Source organism: Glaciimonas immobilis (assembly GCF_011947285.1).
In the GTDB taxonomy this organism is placed as follows: Bacteria; Pseudomonadota; Gammaproteobacteria; order Burkholderiales; family Burkholderiaceae_D; genus Glaciimonas; species Glaciimonas immobilis.
Window position 1 is genome coordinate 525,699 of the sequence record NZ_JAAOZT010000006.1, and the last position, 22,912, is coordinate 548,610.

The 22,912-nt window shown below is 51.2% G+C and carries 13 protein-coding genes; all 13 read left to right on the forward strand.

The features are described 5' to 3' along the window. The first annotated feature begins 519 nt into the window (after window positions 1-519). The 13 genes from HAV38_RS11435 (at window position 520) to HAV38_RS11495 (ending at window position 22,911) form a co-directional block, all read left to right on the forward strand. On the forward strand, window positions 520-8,814 hold the full coding sequence (locus tag HAV38_RS11435; protein WP_168055437.1) for a YDG domain-containing protein: 8,295 nt from the start codon (window positions 520-522) through the stop codon (window positions 8,812-8,814). Between the two features lie 101 nt (window positions 8,815-8,915). After that, complete coding sequence (locus HAV38_RS11440) at window positions 8,916-10,601, forward strand: ShlB/FhaC/HecB family hemolysin secretion/activation protein (RefSeq protein ID WP_168055439.1); 1,686 nt, start codon at window positions 8,916-8,918, stop codon at window positions 10,599-10,601. A 306-nt stretch (window positions 10,602-10,907) separates the two neighbouring features. Further along, complete coding sequence (locus HAV38_RS11445) at window positions 10,908-11,636, forward strand: PEP-CTERM sorting domain-containing protein (RefSeq protein ID WP_209216719.1); 729 nt, start codon at window positions 10,908-10,910, stop codon at window positions 11,634-11,636. Window positions 11,637-11,810: 174 nt separating this feature from the next. Then, window positions 11,811-13,085: an XrtB/PEP-CTERM-associated polysaccharide biosynthesis outer membrane protein EpsL gene (gene epsL, locus HAV38_RS11450; RefSeq protein ID WP_168055441.1), complete on the forward strand. Its 1,275-nt coding sequence runs from the start codon at window positions 11,811-11,813 to the stop codon at window positions 13,083-13,085. A 50-nt stretch (window positions 13,086-13,135) separates the two neighbouring features. Then, on the forward strand, window positions 13,136-14,104 hold the full coding sequence (locus tag HAV38_RS11455; RefSeq protein WP_245182331.1) for an EpsD family peptidyl-prolyl cis-trans isomerase: 969 nt from the start codon (window positions 13,136-13,138) through the stop codon (window positions 14,102-14,104). A 169-nt stretch (window positions 14,105-14,273) separates the two neighbouring features. Further along, window positions 14,274-15,071, forward strand: a complete 798-nt coding sequence (gene epsE, locus HAV38_RS11460) for a polysaccharide export protein EpsE (RefSeq protein ID WP_168055443.1) — start codon at window positions 14,274-14,276, stop codon at window positions 15,069-15,071. 361 nt (window positions 15,072-15,432) lie between these two features. Next, window positions 15,433-16,839 (forward strand): chain length determinant protein EpsF, encoded by a 1,407-nt coding sequence (gene epsF, locus HAV38_RS11465; RefSeq protein WP_168055445.1) that lies wholly within the window; start codon window positions 15,433-15,435, stop codon window positions 16,837-16,839. A 15-nt stretch (window positions 16,840-16,854) separates the two neighbouring features. Further along, window positions 16,855-17,730, forward strand: a complete 876-nt coding sequence (epsG, locus tag HAV38_RS11470; protein ID WP_168055468.1) for a chain length determinant protein tyrosine kinase EpsG — start codon at window positions 16,855-16,857, stop codon at window positions 17,728-17,730. Further along, a complete protein-coding gene (xrtB, locus tag HAV38_RS11475; RefSeq protein ID WP_168055470.1) occupies window positions 17,730-18,644 on the forward strand; it encodes an exosortase B in 915 nt (304 codons plus the stop codon). The genes epsG and xrtB overlap by 1 nt, the downstream gene beginning before the upstream one ends. Beyond that, window positions 18,641-19,321, forward strand: a complete 681-nt coding sequence (epsI, locus tag HAV38_RS11480; RefSeq protein WP_168055472.1) for an exosortase-associated protein EpsI, B-type — start codon at window positions 18,641-18,643, stop codon at window positions 19,319-19,321. The genes xrtB and epsI overlap by 4 nt, the downstream gene beginning before the upstream one ends. 85 nt (window positions 19,322-19,406) lie before the next feature. Next, on the forward strand, window positions 19,407-20,492 hold the full coding sequence (gene gmd / locus HAV38_RS11485) for a GDP-mannose 4,6-dehydratase (RefSeq protein ID WP_168055474.1): 1,086 nt from the start codon (window positions 19,407-19,409) through the stop codon (window positions 20,490-20,492). Window positions 20,493-20,499: 7 nt separating this feature from the next. Then, the gene (locus tag HAV38_RS11490) at window positions 20,500-21,495 is read left to right on the forward strand and encodes a GDP-L-fucose synthase family protein (RefSeq protein ID WP_168055476.1); all 996 of its coding nucleotides are present in this window, start codon (window positions 20,500-20,502) and stop codon (window positions 21,493-21,495) included. A gap of 6 nt (window positions 21,496-21,501) precedes the next feature. Beyond that, complete coding sequence (locus HAV38_RS11495) at window positions 21,502-22,911, forward strand: O-antigen ligase family protein (RefSeq protein ID WP_168055478.1); 1,410 nt, start codon at window positions 21,502-21,504, stop codon at window positions 22,909-22,911. Window position 22,912 lies beyond the last annotated feature (1 nt).

Below are 22,912 nucleotides of genomic sequence, written 5' to 3' on the forward strand. Positions count from 1 at the left end.
TTGTCATCGATCGCCAAACACATCCTTTTAAGTTGAGCATGTCCAATTTGTGCAGTGTTCCGGCTTTAGGCTACCTGATCGCCCCGCCAGCGTTGATGCGTGTCGGGTAAGGTATCCCCGCCTGGTTTCCACTTCTCATTCGCCCCTCAAAAATTCTCCCCACTTTCCGTATTGTCAGTAAATGTAGGTATTGGTAGGTTTGCTGACAATATTTCATTTATATAATTATTGCCATATCCAAAAATTTCGATGCGCATTCCGGGCACATCAAGTGCTATGTAACGGTCGATTTTTTTTCCGTAGCATGCCCGATAGCAGTGCTGCGTACGCTTACCCGCCGAGGTAACAATGTGCTTAAATTTTCTTCCCTCGTATCGGTCTTTTATCTATTTTGTATGTCAACGAAAGTAATAAAAGGCAAACAGAACGAGGCCGCAAGGCAATCGGCACGCGCTGGATAGCTTCTAAAATGGAGCGGACGTGTGCTCCATTTTAAAAGTACGTTTTTGAAAAATCACCATGAATAACATTTACCGTCTGGTCTGGAACCGTGCGATTAACCAATGGATAGTCGCTGGTGAATTTGCACGCAGTACGCAGCGCGGGGCTAGTCGTACCGGTCGCACCGGTCGCGCATGCCGCCGCACTCACAGTCTGGGTACTGTGGTGCTGTCCCTGTCGTTGAGCCTCGCGAGCATAGCGCAGGCGGCTCCGTTCGGCGCTCAGATTACCTCCGGCAGCGGCGTTGTTAGTCATACGGCTACGACCACAACCATTCAGCAATCCAGTCAGAATCTGGCGCTGAACTGGCAGAGTTTCAACGTCGCTGCCGGTGAGTCGGTCAATTTTGTTCAGCCCGGAACGACTTCGATCGCCGTCAACCGGATTAAAAGCAGTAGCGCCAGCGAAATATTCGGGCATCTGAATGCCAACGGCCAGGTATGGCTGATTAACCCCAACGGTATCCTTTTCGGGCAAAGTGCGCAGGTCAACGTAGGGGGGCTGGTGGCCTCTACCCTGGAGGTAGCCGACAGCGCGGTTGGGGCGAATGCGGTTAGTTTCAGCGGTGCCGGGATTGGCGCTATCGTCAATAAAGGAACGCTCACGGCCACCGGCGGGGGCTATGTAGCATTGCTCGGCAATACAGTGTCGAATCAGGGTGTTATAACGGCTGCGCTGGGCACGGTGGCCTTGGCGGGCGGTAATGCCGCAACATTGACTTTTAGCGCGAACCAGTTGCTGCATCTGCAAGTGGATCAAAGTACCCTGAACAACCTGGTTGAAAATAACCAGCTGATTCAGGCAGACGGTGGGCAGGTCAGCATGACGGCGGGCGCAAAAAATTCGGTGCTGGCCAGCGCGGTCAATAACACCGGAATTATTTATGCGCGTAGCGTAAACGATCATAATGGCGTCATTACGCTACTCGGTGGCATGCAGGCGGGTCAGGTCAATGTCGGCGGCACACTAGATGCCAGCGCGCCGAATGGCGGCCATGGAGGTGCCATCGAAACCAGTGCCGGGCAAATTAAGATTGCAGACAATGCCATCATTACCGCCAGCGCCAGACAAGGAAAGTCCGGCACCTGGTTAATTGACCCGACTAATCTGACCATCGACACTAGTGCTGCAGCGGCGATCGCCAGTGCATTAACACTGGGCACTAATGTCACCGAGCAAACCGGTACAAACGGCGCAAGTGGAACTGGTACGCAAGCCCCAGGTGCCGGAGATATCAATGTTAACGCTGCCATCAACTGGAGCAACCCTACTACCACGCTGACGCTGTCGGCCCACTATGCAATCAACGTCAACGCGGCGGTGCATGGTTCCGGTACTGTGGTGATGGATGCAATTGGTGGAAATTTAACTATCGCGAGCGGCGCATCGATTAGCGGTAACGCGGGGGTGCGCCTCGCGACCGGGGCCAATTTTATCAATCAGGCAGGTGCCGCAGCGGTCACGGCACCGGGCAGCAGATGGTTGGTTTACTCTACCAGTGCTGGACTCGATACTACGGGCGGCCTGACGTCCGATTTTCTTCAATATGCAGCCCCTTATCAAACCACGCCGGTGCTAGCCGCAGGTAATGCATTTCTGTATAGCGCAACGCCTTCTCTGCGCGTTAGCGCGCTGGCAGGCGGGGTGAGCAAAACCTATGACGGAAACGCTAGCGCTTCGTTAACTGCCTCGAATGTCAGCGTCACCGGCCTGATCAACGGCGACAGCCTGGTTTCCATGGCGGGGACCTACGGATCATCGGATGCAGGTGTCAACATGGCGGTCACGTCCTCGACCGGAGCCGCAGAGGTATTGGCAAAAAATGCTTCTGGTATCGCCGTATATGGTTATGGCGTGAGTGGCCCCGGCGTGAGCGCACTTATTGGTACCATCACCCCCGCAGTCCTTGGGGCATCGATTATTGGCACACCGGCTAAGGTTTATGACGGCACGACCACCGCGACGCTTTCGGCATCCAATTACCTGCTTTCCGGATTTGTTACGGGGCAAACCGCAACCGTGAATCAGCCTTCCAGCATAGCTTATGGTGGGTCTGACGCAGGGACGCAAACGTTGACAGCAAGTTTTTCCTCGCCGAATTTTAGCGCGGGCAGTGGCACTAACTTACTCAACTACATCTTGCCTGCGTCGGCGACCGGTGCCGGCGTTATTTGGAAAGCGCCCCTAGAGGTGACCGGGGTTCTCTCCAGCGACAAGATTTACAACGGTAGCAGCGCGAACCTGCTTAATATTGCCAATGCAGGGCTGTATGGGATTATTCCGGCGGATGTAAACAAGGTCAGCTTAGTAAGCAGCGGCGCTAGTGGACAGTTTTCCAGCCCAGATGCGGGTAACAAGCTGGCGGTTAGCGTTAGCGGTTTTACCCTGTCGGGCGCAAGCGCAGGCAATTATCAAATCGTGGAACCATCGAATCTGGTTGCCAGCATTACGCCAAAATCCCTCATGGTCACCGGCGTGACGACCACCAATAAAGTGTATGACGCTACCCGTCTCGACACGCTGGTGACCAACGCTGCTGTGCTCTCCGGGATCGTGTTGAACGATGCGGTAGTACTTTCATCCTCGAATGCGACCGGTACGTTTGCCTCGCCCAACGTGGGTAACGCGTTGGCGATCAACGCGAGCGGTTTCGCCATTGCCGGGTCGGCAGCGTCGAATTATCAAATCGTGCAGCCACTTGGCCTGGTCGCCGATATTACGCCAGCCGCCCTGGCGATTGCGTTGACCGGTAATCCGACCAAGGTGTATAACGGCAGCTTGACCGCTACGCCAGGATCAGCTAATTTTTCTGTGTCCGGATTTATGCCGGGCGAAGCTGCAACAGTGCTGCAAACGTCGTCGGCTACCTATAGCACGGCAAATGCCGGCACGCAGGGAGTGCATGTGACTTTATCGTCACCCGACTTTGCTGCGGCTGGCAACACACTGCTATCAAATTATACTTTCCCGACCACCGTTAACGGCAGCGGTATCATCACGCCTGCGCCGTTGGTGGTTGGCATCATTAATAATCCGGTCAAAGTATATGACGGCACCACCACCAGTACTTTAAGCAGCGCCAGTTATGGATTAAGTGGTTTCGTTGTAGGACAAAGCGCGACCGTTAACCACGCCAATGCCAGCTACGCTAGCGCCGACGTGGGCATCCAGGCGATGTCCACCCGTCTGGTTTCGGCCGACTATACTGCTGCGCCCGGCACGTTGCTGTCGAACTACCTGCTGCCGGGCAGCGTAGCCGGTTTCGGAACGATTACACCTCTGCCCATTTTAATGAGCGTACACGCCGATATCGTCAATAACCCATCAAAATTTTATGACGGTACATCATTGGCGACATTGAGCGCGTCCAATTATTCGCTAACCGGATTTGTGAGCGGTCAGGGTGCTACGGTGACCCAGTCAACCGGGCATTACGTGACCGTCAACGCCGGAACACAGCCGGTGAGCGCAGCGCTGACAAACGCGGACTTTACCGCCAATAGCGGCACCAATTTAAATAATTACACATTGCCGACGACGGCCTACGGGACCGGTACCATTACACCGGTAGCACTGTCCGTGGCGATTGTTAATAGTCCTACCAAAACCTACAACGGCGTGACCACCGGTACCTTAAGCGCTTCGAATTATCTTATCTCCGGATTCATTGGCAATGAAAGCGCGCAAATCAATCAGTCTGCATTGATTAATTACTCCGGGACGAACGTTGGGAACCAGACTATCACCGCCACGCTGATGTCGTCCGATTACACCCCGAACGGCGCGCTGCTGACCAACTATGTGTTACCTGCGACGGCCTTCGGGGCCGCCCGGATCGCTCCCGCTTCGATTTTTGTGACCGGGGTCCTGGCAACCGACAAGGTGTATAACACCACGACCGCAAATGCCCTCAATACAGCCCGTGCATTATTGAACGGTGTGGTGGCCAGCGATGTTGCCAATATAGTGTTGGTCGATGGCAGCGCTATCGGCATTTTTTCCAATGCCAACGTGGGCAGCAATCTGGCGGTGAGGCCAGCCGGATTTTCTATTTCCGGCAGCGCGCTCGGTAACTATGTATTGCAACCCATCACGGGACTGACCGCCAATATCACTGCGGCACCTTTACACGTCACCGGGGTCAGTGCGAATAACAAACCGTACGATAACACCAGTGCGGCGACCTTAAATGATGCAAGCGCGATCTTATCCGGCGTACTGAGCGGCACAGCAGGACCGGATAACGTGACATTGACCACAACAGGCGTGAGCGGCGCCTTTGGCTCAGTCAATGTCGGCCAGCAATTGACGGTCAGCGCCAGCGGATTTTCGCTTTCCGGCGCGCAAGCCGGCAACTACGTATTAAGTCAACCCACCGGTCTGGCGGCCGATATTACGCCAGCACCGATCATTGCGACCATTATCGGTAATCCGACCAAAGCGTATAGCGGTTCCTCCTCAGTCACCCTGACCGCAGCCAATTACACCTTGAGCGGTTTTGTGGCAGGTCAAAACGCTACGCTGCCGCAATCGGCTACGGCCAGCTACGTAGCGCCGGATGCCGGTACCAACGTTGGCATCACATCGACGCTGGTATTGCCCGATTTCCTGGCAAAACCTGGCACGCAATTGTCCAATTACGCGTTGCCGTCGACCGGCACCGGAACTGGCACGATTACGCCCGCACTCCTCACGGCCATCATCATCGGCAATCCGACCAAGACTTACGACAGCACCACCTCGGCCGCATTAACCAGCGCCAATTACCAACTGTCCGGCTTCGTCGGATCGCAGGGCGGTACCGTCAGTCAGAGCGTCGGCAGCTATGCTGCGCCGGGCGCAGGTGGCGAACCGGTATCGGCAAGCTTAGCCACAAACAACTTTGTAAGCGCTGCCGGAACTAATTTAAATAACTATATTTTGCCCATATCGGCATCCGGCAACGGCACCATCACGCCGGCATCGCTTACAGTGCTGAACGTCCACACCACGGACCGGGTCTATAACGGCAGCACGACAGACGCATTAACCGGTGCCACCTTGAGCGGCACTTTGTATGGCAGTGATGTCACGCAACTGGCGAACTTTACAACCGGAACGCTGGGCTCCAGTGGCAATGCCGGCAAGGATTCAGTGACCACGGCCATGACCTTGACCGGTCCCGGCAGCAGTAATTATCAGCTTATCCAACCGACCGGCCTTACAGCGTTGATCAGTCCTGCAACCCTGAGCGCCACCTCTGTTGCCAGCAGAGCCTATGACGGCACCAACGTGGCAGACCTGAGCGCCGCCAACACCACCTTCAGCGGTTTCATCAGCGGCCAGGGGGCTAGTGTCAACAGCGGCGTGACCGGGACCTACTCGCAGGCTAATGTCGGCAATAACCTGGTCATCAGCGCCGGCCCCTTAACGACTGGTAATCTGATCGCAAATATTGGCACCTTGCTCACCAATTACACGCTGCCGACCAGCGATAACGGTATCGGCAATATTACGCCTGCCATATTGCGTTACGTAGCGACTCCTGCGACCTATCAGTACGGATTGTCGATACCCGGAGTGCAGGCTGGCACCGTAACGGGTTTTGTGCATAACGAGTCCGTTAACAGCGCCACCACCGGCATTCTGGCTTTCAGTACCACGGCCAACAGCACTACTAATGTGGGTTCGTACGCGATTACCGGAAGCGGCCTGAGTGCAAATAACGGTAACTATAGTTTGATTCAGGCACCTTCCAACGACACCGCACTGACAATTACCCCTGCACCGCTGACCGTCATAAATGTCGTAACCTCGCCGCGTGTCTACAATGGCACGACCGTTGACACCCTCACTGGCGCAACCTTAAGCGGTACTTTATATAACAGAGATACGCCGACGCTGGGCAATGCCGGTACCGGCATACTCGGTAATTACGGCAATGTCGGCACGGACACGGTCACGACGGCCATGACCGTGACGGGGACAAGTGGGGGCAATTATGCCATCACCCAACCTGCCGGATTAACAGCGGTGATCAGTCCGGCCGCCTTGACTGCCACATCGAACGCAACCAAAGTCTATGACAGCACCACGATTGCTGACCTCAGCGGCACGCACACCGTGTTGAGCGGTTTCGTCGTGGGTCAGGGCGCCAGTGTCACCACTGGTGTCACCGGCACTTTCTCGCAAGCCAATGTCGGCAGCTCCCTGAACATAAGCAGCGGCGCGTTAAGTGCCAGCAATCTGGTTGCCAATGCCGGTACCTTGCTTACTAATTACACTTTGCCTGCTAGCGATAATGGCAGCGGCAGCATCACGCCCAAAGTGCTCGACCTTAGCGGCACCCGTGTCTATGATGGCCTGGCGGATGCCAGTGCCAGCGTTTTCACCGCAAATGGCTTGCTAGCCGGTGTTAATAAAGAAAACTTATCGCTGTCTGGTAGCGGCACTCTGGTCAGCAAGTCGGTAGGGCAGCGCAATATCCATACTTTGGACACACTCACCATCGTGAGCGGAACCGGTACGGCCAGCAATTACACGCTGGTGGGCGGCACCGACAGCGTCATCATTACGCCACTGGCTGTTACGGTCAGTGCCGTGGGCCAAAACAAGGTCTATGACGCGACTACCGCCACTAACGTGATATTGGGCAGTACCGGTGTGTTCGCAGCGGATATCGTGCACTTCAATGATGCAAGTGCCACCTTCGCTACCAAGGATGTCGGTCAGCAAAAAGCCGTTTCGGTCACGGGCATCACTGCCGGTGGTACTGACGCAGGTAACTATACTTTTAACCCGACAGCCACGACCGCTGCCAACATCACGCCATTGACGATCGTTGTTAACGCCACGGGAATCGATAAAGTCTATAACGCCAATGCCACCGCCGGCGTTTCCCTGGCCAGTGCTGGCATATATAGTGGTGACCAGGTGGCGTTTGCTGGCACGGCGGCCACGTTTACGGACAAAAACGTTGGGCAAGTTAAAACGGTTAACGTCAGCGGTATCAGCGCCAGCGGCAACGATGCCAGCAACTACGTAATCAGTAATAGCACTGCAGTGACGACTGCGAACATTACGCCTTACGCCATCACCGTCAATGCCCTGGGTCACGACAAAGTCTATAACGCCAACGCCATTGATACGGTGTCCCTGAGTAGTACTGGCGTCCTCGGTACGGACGTGGTGAACTTTGCTGCTAATGCCGCCAGCTTCATCGACAAGAATGTCGCACAGCATAAGAATGTCAGCGTCACAGGGATCACCATAGGTGGCACCGACGCCAGTAACTACAGCATCAATAATGCGACCACCACGACGGCGAATATCACGCCATTGCGCATCACGGTCAACGCGCTCGGGACCAATAAAATCTACGACGCCAACACCACGGATGTGGTGACGTTGGGTAGCACTGGCGTGCTCGACCACGACGTGCTGACGTTTTCTAACCTGGGTGCCAACTTCATCGATAAAAACGTGGGGCAAAGCAAGCTCGTGAACGTGACCGGCATTTCCGCTAGCGGAAGCGATGTAAATAATTACGTCATCAATACCGCGACCACGACCCGCGCCGCTATCACGCCTCTGGCGATAACGGTGAGCGCTACCGGGACCGATAAAGTCTACGACGGCACCATGAACGCTGCCGTGACATTATCCAGTAACGGTGTGATAGGAACGGATAACGTGACTTTTGCGGCGCTTGCCGCCAATTTCAACAACAAGAATGTAGGGCAGCAAAAAACCGTCAACCTCAGCGGTATCGCTGACAGCGGGATCGATGCGGGCAATTATCTGGTCAACAGCACTGCCACGGCTACTGCCAGCATCACCCCTGCTATTGTCAATCTCAGCGGCACCCGCTTTATTGATGGGACCAGCACCGCCAAAGCCAGTATCTTCGGTGCCAGCGGGATAGTATCCGGCGTAAAGGGCGAAACCCTGACCCTGACCGGCAGCGGCACTCTCGCTGGTAAAGAACTTGGCACGCAGCCGCTAGTGGGATTCGGCAATCTGGCACTCGCCGATGGCGCAGGCCTGGCCAGTAATTACACTTTAATCGGCGGCATCGACAGCGCTACCATTATTCCTGCGCCAAGACCAATGATGCTGGTGGCATTCATTGAGTCATTCATTAACACCGATAATGCCATCCCGACGCCCTACGGCGTGGGCGTGGCAAGTGCGGTAGCAAACTTTACCGGCAATCATAAAAAGAATCGTTATAACCCAATAGAAGCGAACGGCACTCTTGCCGATTTCAAATCCGGCCTTGACCTTCAGGTGCTGGAGTCCGGGGTCCGTTTGCCCAATGGTGTCGAACCATGATCCTCCGGTATTGTCGAGTGCTATCCATGCGCGATCAACGGTTTCCACCATCCTCTGCTAGCCATTTCATGACTCTGTTACTTTGTAAAGGTACGCGTTCTATGCGCGTTGCCACCCCTGATAGTTCGAGTTGGCGTCTTAGTTTGGCGCTTGCCCTGACGTTGGTATATCCATTTGGCGCGGTCTATGCAGCGGCGCCGATAGGGGGCGGCCAGATATTGCAGGAAGTGCGGCCCCCGGCGGCACCGCTGCCTGCCTTGCGCAGAGAGTTGAGCGTGGAGCAACCCGTGCTCAATCCGGTGCCCGATACGCCGGCCTTTCTGGTCAGTCATATCGAGATCACCGGTAATACCGCCTTGCCTGCGGCTACCTTACATGCGCTGGTGGCGTCGGGTGAAGGAAAATTGCTAACGCTGGCCGAACTAAATGCGCTGGCCGCCCGCATCACGGAATACTACCGCGCCCAAGGTTACCTGTTGGCGCAAGCCTATATTCCAGCCCAGACGCTTAACAGCGGGACTGTGCAGATCGCCGTACTGGAGGCCCGCTATGGAGTGGTCACATTACAAAATACAAGCAGCGTCTCTGAACGTCCTTTGAAGGCGACTTTGAGTCCGCTGCAAGCCGGTGCTCCGGTGGTTCAGCAGACGCTAGATCGCAGCCTGTTACTACTCGCAGATATACCCGGGGTCCGCGTCAATTCTATCTTGCGCCCGGGCGCCACAGTGGGCAGTTCCGATTTGCTGGTGGATGTCAGTCCGGGGTCACCGTATAGCAGCAACGTTGGCCTTGATAATGCCGGCAGCCGGTATACCGGTCGCGTACGCTTAAGCGCCGGTCTGAACCTTAACAGTCCCTTCCGCCAAGGAGATGCGCTCACGCTCAACGGTCTTAGCTCGGGACCTGGGTTGAACTATGGCCGCCTGGGATACCAGTTTTTGGTAGACGGTCAGGGAACGCGGGTAAGCGGGGCGGTTTCTACCTTGAATTATCGTTTGTCAAATGGCTTATCAGCTCTGGGGGCGCATGGCACTGCAGAAGTGGAAACGCTGCAGATTTCCCACCCTTTCATTCGTAGCATCAGCGGTAGCCTTTACGGCCAGCTGGAGCTCGACCACAAACAGTTGCGCGACCACGTCGACGTGATCGATACCCACACTGATCGCCACACCAACGCGGTGATTGCGACCGTGGCGGGCGATCGCCGCGATGACAGTGGCGTGAGCAACTTCAACCTGAGTGCCACAATTGGTAATCTCGCGTTCGACAATGCGCTAGCCCAGATCGGCGACGCTGCCGGAGCGCGCACGCAGGGTGGTTATGCCCGGCTGACTTTTTCCTTGGCGCGACTGCAGCAACTGTCGTCTTCCAACACTTTATATGTAGCTGTCACTGGACAGCTGGCCAGCACCAATCTGGACTCTTCCGAGCAATTCATCTTGGGCGGACCTAACAGCGTACGCGCCTATGACGTAAGTGCACTGGCGGGAGCGCAGGGGATTTTTACGACGTTGGAACTGCGCCATAATCTAAGCCTGCGGATTGCCGGAACCTGGCAGGTTATTGCATTTATCGATAGTGGCCGGGTACTGGTGGACAAGGCAGTGTTTGGCAGCGGCACCAACGCCGGCACTATCTCTGGTACCGGCGTGGGTTTGAACTGGTTCCAGGCCGAAGGCTGGAATATCACATCGGGTGTCGCAGTCGCTATAGGCGCGACCCCAAAGCTGGTGGGGACGAACAACTCGGCCCGCTTATGGATGCAGATACAGAAGGGATTTGAGTAGAGTCCGCCCAGCGGTGCGAAAACATTGGCGGCCTCTCACCATACTGAAAATCGCACTGTCCTTCGATTAGCAAATGTCAGGAAATGTAGGTTTTTGTAGAAATGCTGACATTTTTCATGCATATACTCAAGAAATGAAAAAGGGTATGCGTTTATTTCATTCATATGCGCTTAGCTTGAATGGGGTGATCGATTGTTGATATTGACTACCCGAATTTGACCATAAAGCCCGATAAAAAAAGTGCAGCGTTAATGGCATGGCCAGCGATTCTGCAGTATTGATGCTTCAATAAAATTTGGAAAAAATATGAAACCGACCTTAAAAAAGTTCTTGCTGCTTTTACTGGCAATTCCGTTGAGCACGGCCACATCGATGGCATTTGCGGATGATAGCGGAGGCTCGTCATTTGCAAACTTTGCTGACATCGCCTCAAATAGCCACTTTGCTTTTACTAAAACCAGCACTGGTGGCACGTTTGGAACGCTCAACGATGCCGTCAATTTTCAATATTTGATCACAGGCCTTTCTACAGCACTGACCGGAAATCAGGCGGCGCATTTGACCATGACGTCGTCGACAACGGACACGAGTACCAATGGCGTTTTGGCGATCACCGGCGACACAGTGCTGCACTTCACGCGTGATGTCAGTTTAAATGGTAAAAACAACCTGCTGACCGTAACGATTAAAACGGATCCGAACAGTGGTGCAGGTTCGCCTGAAATTGCAGCTCGTGGTCGCATCCTGAACTTTGATCCGGCAACGCCTGACCAAATTATTACCTATACCTCAGATTTTTTGACCTTTAAACCAAATCAAGAGAGTGATATCTCATTGGCCATTAGTGGTTTTCGAAAAAACCAAACTTTTGCGACCAGTTTCACGTTAGGAACTGCCGTAGGAACTTTTAACCAGGATTTGCCTATTGCTACGCCACCCGTTCCCGAGCCAGCCAGCTACGCGATGATGTTTCTGGGTCTCGGGTTTATCAGCTTCAAGGCACGTCGAAAATCATCGAAAAAAACAAACGCATAATTTTCGTTGTGAGGTTGACGCTAGCGCCAACCGACATAACAGTTGGTGAGCGCGAGTAAACCGGGGGTGTCGCAGATTTTTACCAATTTGCGCTACCTCATCAGTCGTTTCTGACTAGTCAGTAAAAACACGCACAGACGCATAGATCGGTTTTCAGTCTTGCAGTTGGACTCAATGCACACATTTATTATGTATCCGCTTCAAAATACTCCTCGTTCCTTTGCGCTGTCACTTTGCGCCATCATTTTAAGCTCTCTTTTTGCTACTCCCGCATCTGCTGCAATGGGCGACGGCAGTCTCCCTAACGTTGTTACACCTTACGCAGATTACGGCCTGTTTTACGAGGATAACCTGTTACGCTTTCATAATGATTCCGCTGCCAATTCGGCTAAAGGAAGCGATCAGATGGCAGACACCGTCAGACGCGCAGCCGGTGGCTTACGCTTAGATAAGCAAATTAGTCTGCAACATTTCACCGCTGACCTCAGTCTGAATCGCACCAGTTACAATCACTTCAAGCAGTTTGATAATACCGGCGTGGATGCGCTGGCGAACTGGAACTGGCACGTAGGTAACGATATAGAGGGCAATCTATCGACCAGTTATTCGGAATCGTTGACCCCGTTTGACGCATTTCGTACCAGTCAAACTGATCTGCTGCGTCAAAAAAATGTACGTCGCCAGTGGACCAACTCGGTGGATGCCGCCTGGCGCTTCGGTGCAGACTGGCGTGCCCGTGGCGCTCTTACTCGCTACCTGTTGACCTACGATCTGGCGGCATTGCGCGGCGGCGATCAGGCCCAGGATACCGCCGAGCTAGGGTTGGATTACCTGGCTGCCAGCAGCAGTACCGTTGGTGTGCAATTACGCCATATTCATGGCGGTTGTCCCGATAGTTACTGTACTGGCGCAGTGCTAGGTATCAATTATGTTCAGAACGAAGTCAAAGGTAAAATCGATTGGCAGGCCACTGGAAAAACGCGGTTACAGTTTCTCGGCGGCTGGGTACAGCGGACTTATGACACGTTTACCGCGCAAAATTTTAATGGTGTGAATGCCCGCCTGGTCGAAAATTTAGCACTTACCGGAAAGGTCGGCTTAAGCCTGAGTGTATGGCGTGAAATCGGTGCGGTCTACGATCTGACGGCCAACTATGCACTGGTCCGTGGCGTGAATCTGACCGCTGGATGGGCGGTGGCGTCGAAGGTCCGGCTAGATGCTTCTTATAACGTCGAGCAGCGCGCCTATAACGGTGTGGCCATTCTACGCGGCCTGACGCCGTCCACGCGCAATGACAGCGACCGCAAAGCCATGCTGGCGCTGACTTACCTGCCTTATTCGCATCTGCAATTAGGTGCTGCAATATCCCATGAAACCCTTAATTCTTCCATCCCCCAATTGGGCTTTCGTGCCAATGGCGCGCATGTTAACGCTCACTATGAGTTTTAAATTTGCCATGGTCAGTCCCGATTTAATTACCTCGTTGAAGGAGTGAAGTTTTGACGAATTCCCTTAGTGCACTGTTCCGCTTATCTAATGCCGTTCTGCCTGCAAGACGTATGGTGGGTAGTGCGTTGCTGGTATTTTTGGCAGCCACTTTGTCCGCATGCGGCGATACAGAAAAAGCCCCCGGCCAGTCGTTGGCGCGCGTCAATGGTGAAGATATTACGATATTGCAACTCAACGACGAATTGCAACGCACAGGTGATCAGCAGACCTTCACCAAAAAGCAGGTGCTCGAAGGATTGATCGATCGCCAGTTACTGGTGACCGCAGCGCAGTCAGAAAAGCTGGAGCGCGATCCTCTGGTAATGCAAGCCATCGAGCGCGATAAAGCCCAGATACTGGCGCAAGCGTATTTGCAAAGAAAAATCGCAAATAATGGCAGGCCATCGGCTTTGGATATCGATAGCTTTTACCAGAAAAATCCTGATTTATTCTCGCTGCGCAAACAATTTGAATTAAAAGAATTGGTCATTGATACCAAAAATCTGAGTCCTGAACTAACCGCGTTGATGGGTACGGCAAAGTCCCTGAATGAGGTGGCAAGCTGGCTGGACAGTAAGAAAATTGCCTTTGCACCTACCCATGTCACGCGCACCAGCGTAGACCTGCCCAACGATGTGGTCAAAGCCATGAAGTCGATGAGCAAAGGACAGTTGTTTACGCTAAAGGAAGGTCAGCGCAGCATTTTGATTGCGATTGAAGATATCAAAGACACGCCAGTCACCGGACCAGCTGCTTCAGCGCAGATTGAGCGTTTTTTGATCAACCAAAAAAACAAGGAAGCTGAAATCGCAGAAATTGCGCGTTTGCACATGGGCGCCAAAATCGCCTATCTCAACGATGGCCTCATCAACAAAGATGTAACAGCCCCTGCTGCTGCTGCTGCTGCTGCTGCTGCCGCGCCAGTTCCGAAGGCGGACGCAGCAGGTAATATCGCACGCGGTGTAGCGGGACTGAAGTGATTGCTTACGTAAATATGCGCACTATCTAAAGAAAAAAAATGCGGAAAACAAATGCGGAATGCAAATTTGGAATGCAAATTCGGAATGCAAATTCAGAAAGCAAATGCGCTTTTTTTGCGCAACAAGATATGCAGTTAACTTATTTAAAGCTGAAATGGAATGGGTCAACATGAAAAAAAATTGCCTTGTAATACTCGCGCTACTGCTTAGTATCATCAGCGGCGCATCCGTGAGCGCTTTTGCTGCTGACGTTAAGCTGGGTGCCGGTGACGTTGTCAAAATATCCGTCTTTGATCATCCCGATCTGACACTCGAAACCCGCGTTAGCGAAGCGGGCAGCATTTCCTTTCCATTGATCGGTGAGGTTCTGGTTGGCGGCGTCTCCTCCTCACAGGTAGAAAAAAAAATCGCCACCTTGCTGGAGACCGGCAGCTTTATCCACAACGCCCAAGTCAATTTGATCGTCACTTTGATGCAAAGTCAGCAGGTATCGGTACTAGGGCAGATCAATCGTCCGGGCCGCTATCCGATAGACGGGCGCCGCAGCCTTACCGACATTCTGGCGCTGGCCGGTGGTGGCAATGCAGATGCAGCGGATACCGTTACCTTGCTACGCACACGTGACGGCAAAACCACCAAAGAAATCATCGATCTGATCGAGATGGTCCGTTCCGCCAACATGCAAACCAACCAGGACCTGGCGGGCGGCGATATTATTTACGTCGAGCGCGCACCGCGCTTCTATATTTATGGGGAAGTTCAGCGTCCAGGCACGTATCGCCTGGAGCGTGACATGACAGTATTGCAGGCGCTATCGGTCGGTGGTGGCCTGAACCAGCGCGGAACCGCACGCGGTGTGCGTTTGAAACGCCGTGATGAAAAAGGCGTGCTGCATGAAATTGTTGCGAAGCATGATGATCTGGTCGGTCCTGACGACGTCGTGTATGTACAAGAAAGCTTGTTTTGATTGTTTGCAAGGGCGGGCAATCTCTCATGCCAACTCTTAAAGCTACGCCGCGCACCGACACCCGCAACGTAAATAAATTGTAGGCATGGCTAATAGAAGAAATATCAGGAAAGGTAGGTATTGGTAGGTTTACTGATACTTATATTTCCTATAATTAAATCCTTTCGTATATCAACATCACTGTCATGGGCGAGGCTTAATGCGGAGGTCCGCTATATGACACGCTACCGCATCTGACTGCCCATTTTGTTTCTGAAATTCTTATCGGCGATTGATACAAGTCACGCATTTTTCAAACATTTTGATGTTGCTTTAAGTCTTATATCCGCCTGAATGCACCTTTATGTTTCGAGAGTAAATAATGAATTTCACCCAATTTTTGCTTATCCTGCGCGCCCGTTACAAAATCATTCTCATCACGTTGGCGGCCACCGTCGTCATTACGTTGTTAGTGAGTCTGATCATGCCCAATACTTATAAAGCTACCACTTCACTGGTTCTCAACTATAAGGGGATAGACCCTGTGACAGGAATTGCGCTGCCAGCGCTGCTGATGCCAGGATATATGGCGACACAAGTCGATATTATCAGCAGCCGCACTGTGGCTTTAAGAGTGGTCGACGATCTTAAGCTAATCGATAGTCCTGCCGTGCAGGCGCAATTTTTTGCAGCAACCAAGGGACAGGGCACTATTCGGGACTGGCTTGCAGAGGCACTACAGAAGAAGATGGAGGTTGCACCTTCGCGAGAAAGCAGTGTGATCGAAATCGGTTTCAAGGGATCTGACCCCCAATTTACGGCAACTATCGCCAATGCTTTTGCTGCAGCTTATTTGCAAATTAGTACCCAGCTCAAGGTCGAGCCCTCGCAAAAAGCATCCGGTTATATCACTGACCAAATCAAAGGGTTACGTCAGAAGCTGGAAATCACGCAAAACAGATTATCGGCTTACCAGAAATTGCACGGTATTGTGAACGCAGATAATCGCATTGATGTTGAAGCGGCCCGCCTTGGCGATTTATCCAGTCAATTGGTGCAAGCGCAGGCACAGTCCATGGAAGCCAGTTCACGCCAACGTCAGACGCAAGGCAATGGCAATGTTTCTCCGGATGTATTGGCCAACCCGTTAATTCAGAACCTCAAATCCACCTTGTCGCTTGCAGAAGCTAAATTTGCCGATACCTCGCAACAACTGGGATCCAATCATCCGCAATATAAATCGGCCAAATCCGAAATTGAAAAGTTGCGCGTAAATCTAGACGAACAAATAAAACTGGCAAGCGGTGGTGTTGCTGGCAATGCCCGTATTTTCCAGCAACGTGAAGCGGAAATTCGTGCTGCCCTTGCGGCACAAAAGAGTACGGTCATCGCTTTGAATGGCACGCGGGATGAATTCAAGGTCCTGACGGCCGAGATGGAAAGTGCGCAACGGGCCTACGAAGGCGCTGCGCTGCGCTATAACCAGACCAATATGGAAGGGCAATCTAACCAGTCCGACATTGCGGTACTTACTACTGCAATTGCCCCCATTTTGCCAGCAGGTCCTAAAGTCTTGCTCAATACCCTGGTTGCGGTCTTTTTAGGCACTCTGTTAGGACTGGCCTTTAGTTTGCTGGCCGAGCTAAGGAACCGGCGCATACGCTCTATAGACGATCTGATGGAGATATTAAATGTGCCGGTACTCGGTGTGCTGCAGTGGAGTTCGCCCCAGCCACAGCGCATTAAATTTTATAAACGGGTATTGGGCCACAACCCAAAACTCAATTGAATCATGGATCGCCAGATGAACCAACCTATCGCGAGTGATTTAGTCTCACCGTTCAATCCAGTACGTGAATCGAGCATAGGCCACCTTTTGCTCGACATTGGAAAGATTACCTTTGCGGATGTAGAGGAGATCGTGCGCAAGCAAAAAGAAACGGGTATGCGCTTCGGTGAAGCGGCGCAAAGTCTGGGTCTCATTACCGAGGCTGACATTCAGCTGGTCCTGGCGCGACAATTTGATTATTCCTATCTACAACCTGGCTTGGCAAACTTCGCGCCTGAACTGGTCACTATTTACCAGCCATTTAGTGAACAAGCTGAAATACTGCGCACTATCCGGAGTCAGCTAATGCTGCGCTGGTTCACCGGCGCCCGCAAAACTCTGGCTATCGTCAGTGTCAATTCGGGTGACGGTTCAAGCTTGTTTGCAGCCAACCTCGCGGTCGTTTTTTCTCAACTAGGCGAGCAAACGTTACTGGTGGATGCCAACTTGCGCACGCCGCGCCAGCATAAAATATTCAACCTTTCAGGCAAGCAAGGTCTGTCGGATATTCTGGGCGGACGGGCAGATCTGGACGCGATTGCCGAAGTGGATTACTTTGATAAATTATCCGTACTGCAGGCTGGCACATTGCCACCCAATCCACAGGAGCTGATTAGTCGCAGAACGTTTGATGCTTTCAATACCAGTGTAAGCAAATTATTTGATATCGTCATTTACGATGTTCCAACCTTCTCGGTAGGTGCGGATGCCTTAGGGATAGCTGCCAAGGCTGGTGGCGTCCTGCTGTTAGCGTGTAAAGATCGGACCAGGTATGCCGATATCAAGGCAGCCGCGGATCAGTTTAGCCGTATTGGTGTCGAGGTGGTTGGCTCGGTGATGGTCGATTTCTAATGTCACAAGCGCAGACTTTTAAAGGTGTGACGACCTGCTCGCCATGGAAAGAAATGCTGTTGGCGTGGTGGCCCCTGATAGTGGGTTTGCTGGTGCTGTACGTCCCAACTTTTTTTGGTCTTGCAACCGGCATATGGAGTACTGAAGGTTATGCGCATGGCCCCATCATTCTCAGTCTGTCACTGTGGATGATTGTCCGAAACTGGCCCGCCATGTTGAAGGCCAGCAAAGGGAAATCGGGCGCAGTGGCCGGTTGGCCAATCAGCATATTGGGTTTGCTGCTCTACTGCGTTGGACGCTCTCAAGGTATTTTGATGTTTGAGATAGCTTCTTTTATTGTGCTATTAGTAGGTATTGTGTTGATCATATGGGGAGCAAGTGCGATAAAAGTTCAATGGTTTCCATTTTTTTTTATGCTATTCATGATTCCACTATTTGGAGGAATTGTTGCGACACTGACTTTGCCCATGAAGATAGCTGTTTCGTACGTGACGGAAAATATTTTGTTTTATGCGGGATATCCGATTGGACGCAGCGGGGTGATTTTGCAAATCGGACAATACCAATTAATGGTGGCGGACGCGTGCGCTGGCTTGCAAACCTTGCTAAGCCTTGAAGCGCTTGGATTGTTTTATCTGAACATCACACGGCACACTTCGGTTTTCCGAAATGTAACGCTGGGCCTTCTGATAATACCTATTTCGTTTACTGCCAATGTCGTTCGCGTTATGACGTTGACCTTAATAACCTACCATTTTGGTGATGCGATCGGGCAAGGGTTCTTGCATGGATTTGCGGGAATTCTGTTGTTTCTCAGCGCTTTAGCGCTAATTGTCGGTGTGGATACATTGCTGCAATTTATGGTGAAAGTGCATACCTCGAAACATGTCGCGCTCGAAAGGCTCCAATCATGAGCCGGCCATTCTTCATTTGTCTAATATTAGGTTGCCTGATGATCGTATCTGCAGGTGCTACGCGGATCATGACACCGACCCACTTCCTGTCAAAAAATCGTCCCGCTTTCGATCTTGAGAATATCGTCCCAGTTAAATTTGGACGATGGGTAGAGGAAAAGAATGCAGTGACGGCGGTCGTAGACCCGGAGGCTGTGGAACTTATGAATAAGCTCTACGCGCAAACGCTGTCGCGGACTTACGTCAATGATAAAGGTGAGAGGGTCATGCTATCGATCGCATATGGAGTCGATCAGCGAAACGGCCTGGAATTGCACCGTCCTGAAGTGTGCTATCCGTCACAGGGTTTTCAGATTAACTCAAATCGCCTAAGTGTTTTGGCCACACCGAAAGGTGAAATTGTCGTTACCCGTCTGGAAACGAGCCGGATAGGCCGATCTGAACCAGTTACTTATTGGACTACGATTGGTGATAAGGTTACTACCGGCGGGATCGATAAAAAAATGCTTGAACTCCGATTCGGACTCAAGGGTGTCATTCCCGACGGACTTCTTTTTAGAGTCTCTTCTGTAGATAAAGATACTACTCGGGCATTTTCGACTCAAGATTTATTTGTCAATTCTCTTTTCATTGAACTGTCATCACAAAATACGAAACGGTTAATGGGGTTGGGTTAGTTCAACTTTTTTTATTGACGCACCTGATGTCGATAAACTTAGTACTCTATTTCTATCCGTATTATTTAAAATCCACATATCGCATATGACTAAAATTGCATTAATTACTGGCGTCACCGGCCAAGATGGTGCCTATTTGGCAGAGTTCCTTTTAAAAAAAGGTTACATAGTCCATGGCATCAAGCGGCGATCCTCTCTTTTCAATACCGATCGTATTGATAATTTGTACCAGGATCCGCATGTATCGAACCGTAATTTTATTTTACATTACGGTGACCTGACTGATTCGACCAATTTGTTACGCATCGTCCAGCAAGTACAGCCCGACGAAATTTATAACCTCGCCGCGATGAGTCACGTTGCCGTCAGTTTTGATACGCCGGAATATACGGCGAATGCGGACGGTATTGGAACGCTACGGATTCTGGAAGCGATTCGAATTCTTGGCCTTGAAAAGAAAACACGCTTTTATCAGGCTTCAACTTCTGAGCTGTATGGACTGGTTCAGGAAACGCCACAAAAAGAAACCACGCCTTTTTATCCGCGCAGTCCGTATGCCGTCGCCAAGCTCTACGCTTACTGGATCACGGTCAACTACCGCGAAGCTTATGGAATGTATGCTTGCAATGGCATCCTATTCAATCATGAAAGTCCATTGCGTGGAGAGACTTTCGTTACCCGCAAGATTACCCGTGCACTTGCCCGCATACAGCTGGGTCTACAAGATTGTCTCTATCTCGGCAATATGGATTCTTTACGTGACTGGGGACATGCAAAAGACTATGTCGAAATGCAGTGGTTAATGCTGCAGCAAGAACAGGCGGAAGACTTTGTAATTGCTACAGGCGTGCAATACAGCGTACGCGATTTTGTTGATGCCGCAGCGCATGAACTTGGTATGCGAATCCAATGGAAAGGTCAAGGTATCGATGAGGTCGGCATCGATCAAAATGGCAAAACCATAGTCAAAGTGGATCCACGTTATTTCCGTCCAACAGAGGTAGAAACGCTGCTCGGAGATCCAACTAAGGCGAAAGAGAAACTGGGATGGACGCCGAAAACCACTTTCCAGGAATTAGTTTCCGAAATGGTTCGTGAAGACATGAAGAGTGCAGAGCGCGACGAATTGGTTAAGAAGCACGGATTTGATACCTTTGATTATCATGAGTAATGGGGCTATGGAAAATAACGCCAAAATTTATGTAGCGGGCCATCGCGGTATGGTGGGCTCGGCCATACTGCGCAACCTTAAAAATAAAGGCTTTGGAAATACCCATACGCGCACCCATGCCGAACTGGATCTTTCCGATCAGGCCGCTACAGAGGCTTTTTTTTCCGACGAAAAGCCAGAGTACGTTTTCCTAGCTGCAGCGAAGGTCGGGGGCATCCTCGCCAACCAGAGTTTTCCGGCCACGTTTATCCGCGATAATCTGGCGATACAAACCAATGTTATCCATGCGGCATACAAAAATAGCGTCAAGCGTCTGATATTTCTTGGATCCAGCTGTATCTATCCTAAGTTGGCGCCGCAACCGATGAAGGAAGAATATTTATTAACCGGATCGCTAGAGGCGACAAACCGGCCTTATGCTTTGGCCAAAATAGCTGGCATTGAAATGTGTTGGAGTTATAACCGCCAATTCGGGACTAAATATCTGGCGGTAATGCCCACCAATTTGTATGGCCCCGGTGACAATTACGACCTCTCTAACAGTCACGTTATACCTGCACTCATCAAAAAGTTTCATGAGGCAAAACTAGCGAATGCGAGCGAAGTCGTAGTCTGGGGTACAGGCACACCGAGAAGAGAGTTCCTGTATAGCGAGGATATGGCAGATGCCTGCGTTTTTTTGATGAATCAGGACGAGGAAACCTACACTAATTCGCTTGGAAGTGCTGACATCGAGAGCAGTCTTTTCGCGCCCCCGTTGATCAATATCGGTGTTGGTCATGATGTGACGATCACTGAAGTCGCACAAATTATTGGGCAGGTTGTTGGCTATCAAGGCGATATAACTTTTGACGTATCTAAGCCGGATGGCACCCCCAGAAAGCTGATGTGTGTTTCCAAACTCACTAGGATGGGTTGGACCGCAACAACTACATTGTTGGATGGGTTAGCAATGGCTTACCAGGATTTTAAGATAGCTGGTCACATTGGCGGCAAAGAGTAATTTTCCATGAACGCGACTTTATCCTATTTACTATCTGCCGCTCCATTTTTCTTAGCGCTATTTGTTGCCTTAGCGGGCGCTACTTTGGTCGTCACCGGTGCAACAAAACCATGGTGGGGCGTTGCTGCCTATCTCGCTCTGCTTTTTTATTTTCCAAATGCATCTTGGGGTATCGTTGATCAGATAGATAATTCGAGTTTTTACAATAGGGGCACGGGTATATTTTTTTTCTCGGCTATTAATATTTTTTTGTTCGGCCTGGTAGTTCAGACTTTTGTAGGACGCACCTGGACTAATACGCCTCCAATTACACACAATTTGAAAATTCCCGCTTTGCTTTTTGGGCTGATATTACTGGGAAATATCTTGATCGGCAGTATGTACGATCAGGTTCATTGGTACGATATTGTTGCGTACAGCGGTTTGATGAATGTCGCCAATTTCATGTTTGCCTTTTACGTTTTTACCTCTTGCGTAAAAGAGGCTGAAGACCTTAAAAAGCTTATTAACGTTTTGCTTTTTTGTGCTGTAACGCGCGGAATTTGGGGCCTTGTTCGTTTTGTTGCATTGGGTGGGGATCCAGCAAACTTCTATTCCAATTTTCAGCATATTGATGTCAAGTTAACGTTCTTCGATATCAACGATACCTTGATTGCCATGCTCGCTCTTTTCATTATTGCTTGGCGTCTCTCTATCGATCAAATATCTAAAACACCTATTCGCATCGCGTATTACGCTATTGTCGGGCTTGAGCTATTCATTATCGTATTTTCCTGCCGTCGTACGGCATGGGGAGGGCTGGCGCTTGCGGCATTGCTGTTCTCTTTTTGTCAGAAAAAAAACGTGCGCTATCGTTTAATCGCTGGTTACTTGTTAGGCGGATTACCGCTGCTGGTATATAAAATGTTGCAGCGTTCTGTACAAAGTGTTCATCAGGGTTCCCTTATAGAGCGACTGTTTCCTGATGTCGCATCTGGAGGTGGCTTAAACTTTACGACAGGTCGTTTTTCAGAACTCTTTGCCGCTTTTTTAACCTGGAAAGAAAGTCCTTGGCTAGGATTGGGCGCTTGGGGCAGATACAGCGGTTTTCGATTTTCAGAATTAGCTTGGCATCACGGTAATTTCGGATGGATGCATAGTGGCGTGATGCATCTTGCGCTTAAAAGCGGCCTACTCGGTGTCGCGATTTCACTTGCAGCTTTTGTTGGTGTTATACGTTTTTCGTTAAAAGTAAAAGGTGGCATGGCATCTTTTGAACTTTGTCTACTGATGGGGGGGCTGGCCGGAATATTGTTTATGCTACCAAATTGGTTAATCGGAACGCCGGTTATTGAATTTAGAACGATGCAGTTGATGGCATTTACGTTTGCGCTTCCCTATATGGCCTACACAATCTCACAAAAAATAAAGGGATAGC

What these genes read in the sequence shown, in the direction of transcription:
- HAV38_RS11435 (WP_168055437.1), top strand. Translation starts at nt 520, where the DNA reads ATGAATAACATTTACCGTCTGGTCTGGAACCGTGCGATTAACCAATGG.
- HAV38_RS11440 (WP_168055439.1), top strand. Translation starts at nt 8,916, where the DNA reads ATGCGCGTTGCCACCCCTGATAGTTCGAGTTGGCGTCTTAGTTTGGCG.
- HAV38_RS11445 (WP_209216719.1), top strand. Translation starts at nt 10,908, where the DNA reads ATGAAACCGACCTTAAAAAAGTTCTTGCTGCTTTTACTGGCAATTCCG.
- epsL (WP_168055441.1), top strand. Translation starts at nt 11,811, where the DNA reads ATGCACACATTTATTATGTATCCGCTTCAAAATACTCCTCGTTCCTTT.
- epsE (WP_168055443.1), top strand. Translation starts at nt 14,274, where the DNA reads ATGAAAAAAAATTGCCTTGTAATACTCGCGCTACTGCTTAGTATCATC.
- epsF (WP_168055445.1), top strand. Translation starts at nt 15,433, where the DNA reads ATGAATTTCACCCAATTTTTGCTTATCCTGCGCGCCCGTTACAAAATC.
- epsG (WP_168055468.1), top strand. Translation starts at nt 16,855, where the DNA reads ATGAACCAACCTATCGCGAGTGATTTAGTCTCACCGTTCAATCCAGTA.
- xrtB (WP_168055470.1), top strand. Translation starts at nt 17,730, where the DNA reads ATGTCACAAGCGCAGACTTTTAAAGGTGTGACGACCTGCTCGCCATGG.
- epsI (WP_168055472.1), top strand. Translation starts at nt 18,641, where the DNA reads ATGAGCCGGCCATTCTTCATTTGTCTAATATTAGGTTGCCTGATGATC.
- gmd (WP_168055474.1), top strand. Translation starts at nt 19,407, where the DNA reads ATGACTAAAATTGCATTAATTACTGGCGTCACCGGCCAAGATGGTGCC.
- HAV38_RS11490 (WP_168055476.1), top strand. Translation starts at nt 20,500, where the DNA reads ATGGAAAATAACGCCAAAATTTATGTAGCGGGCCATCGCGGTATGGTG.
- HAV38_RS11495 (WP_168055478.1), top strand. Translation starts at nt 21,502, where the DNA reads ATGAACGCGACTTTATCCTATTTACTATCTGCCGCTCCATTTTTCTTA.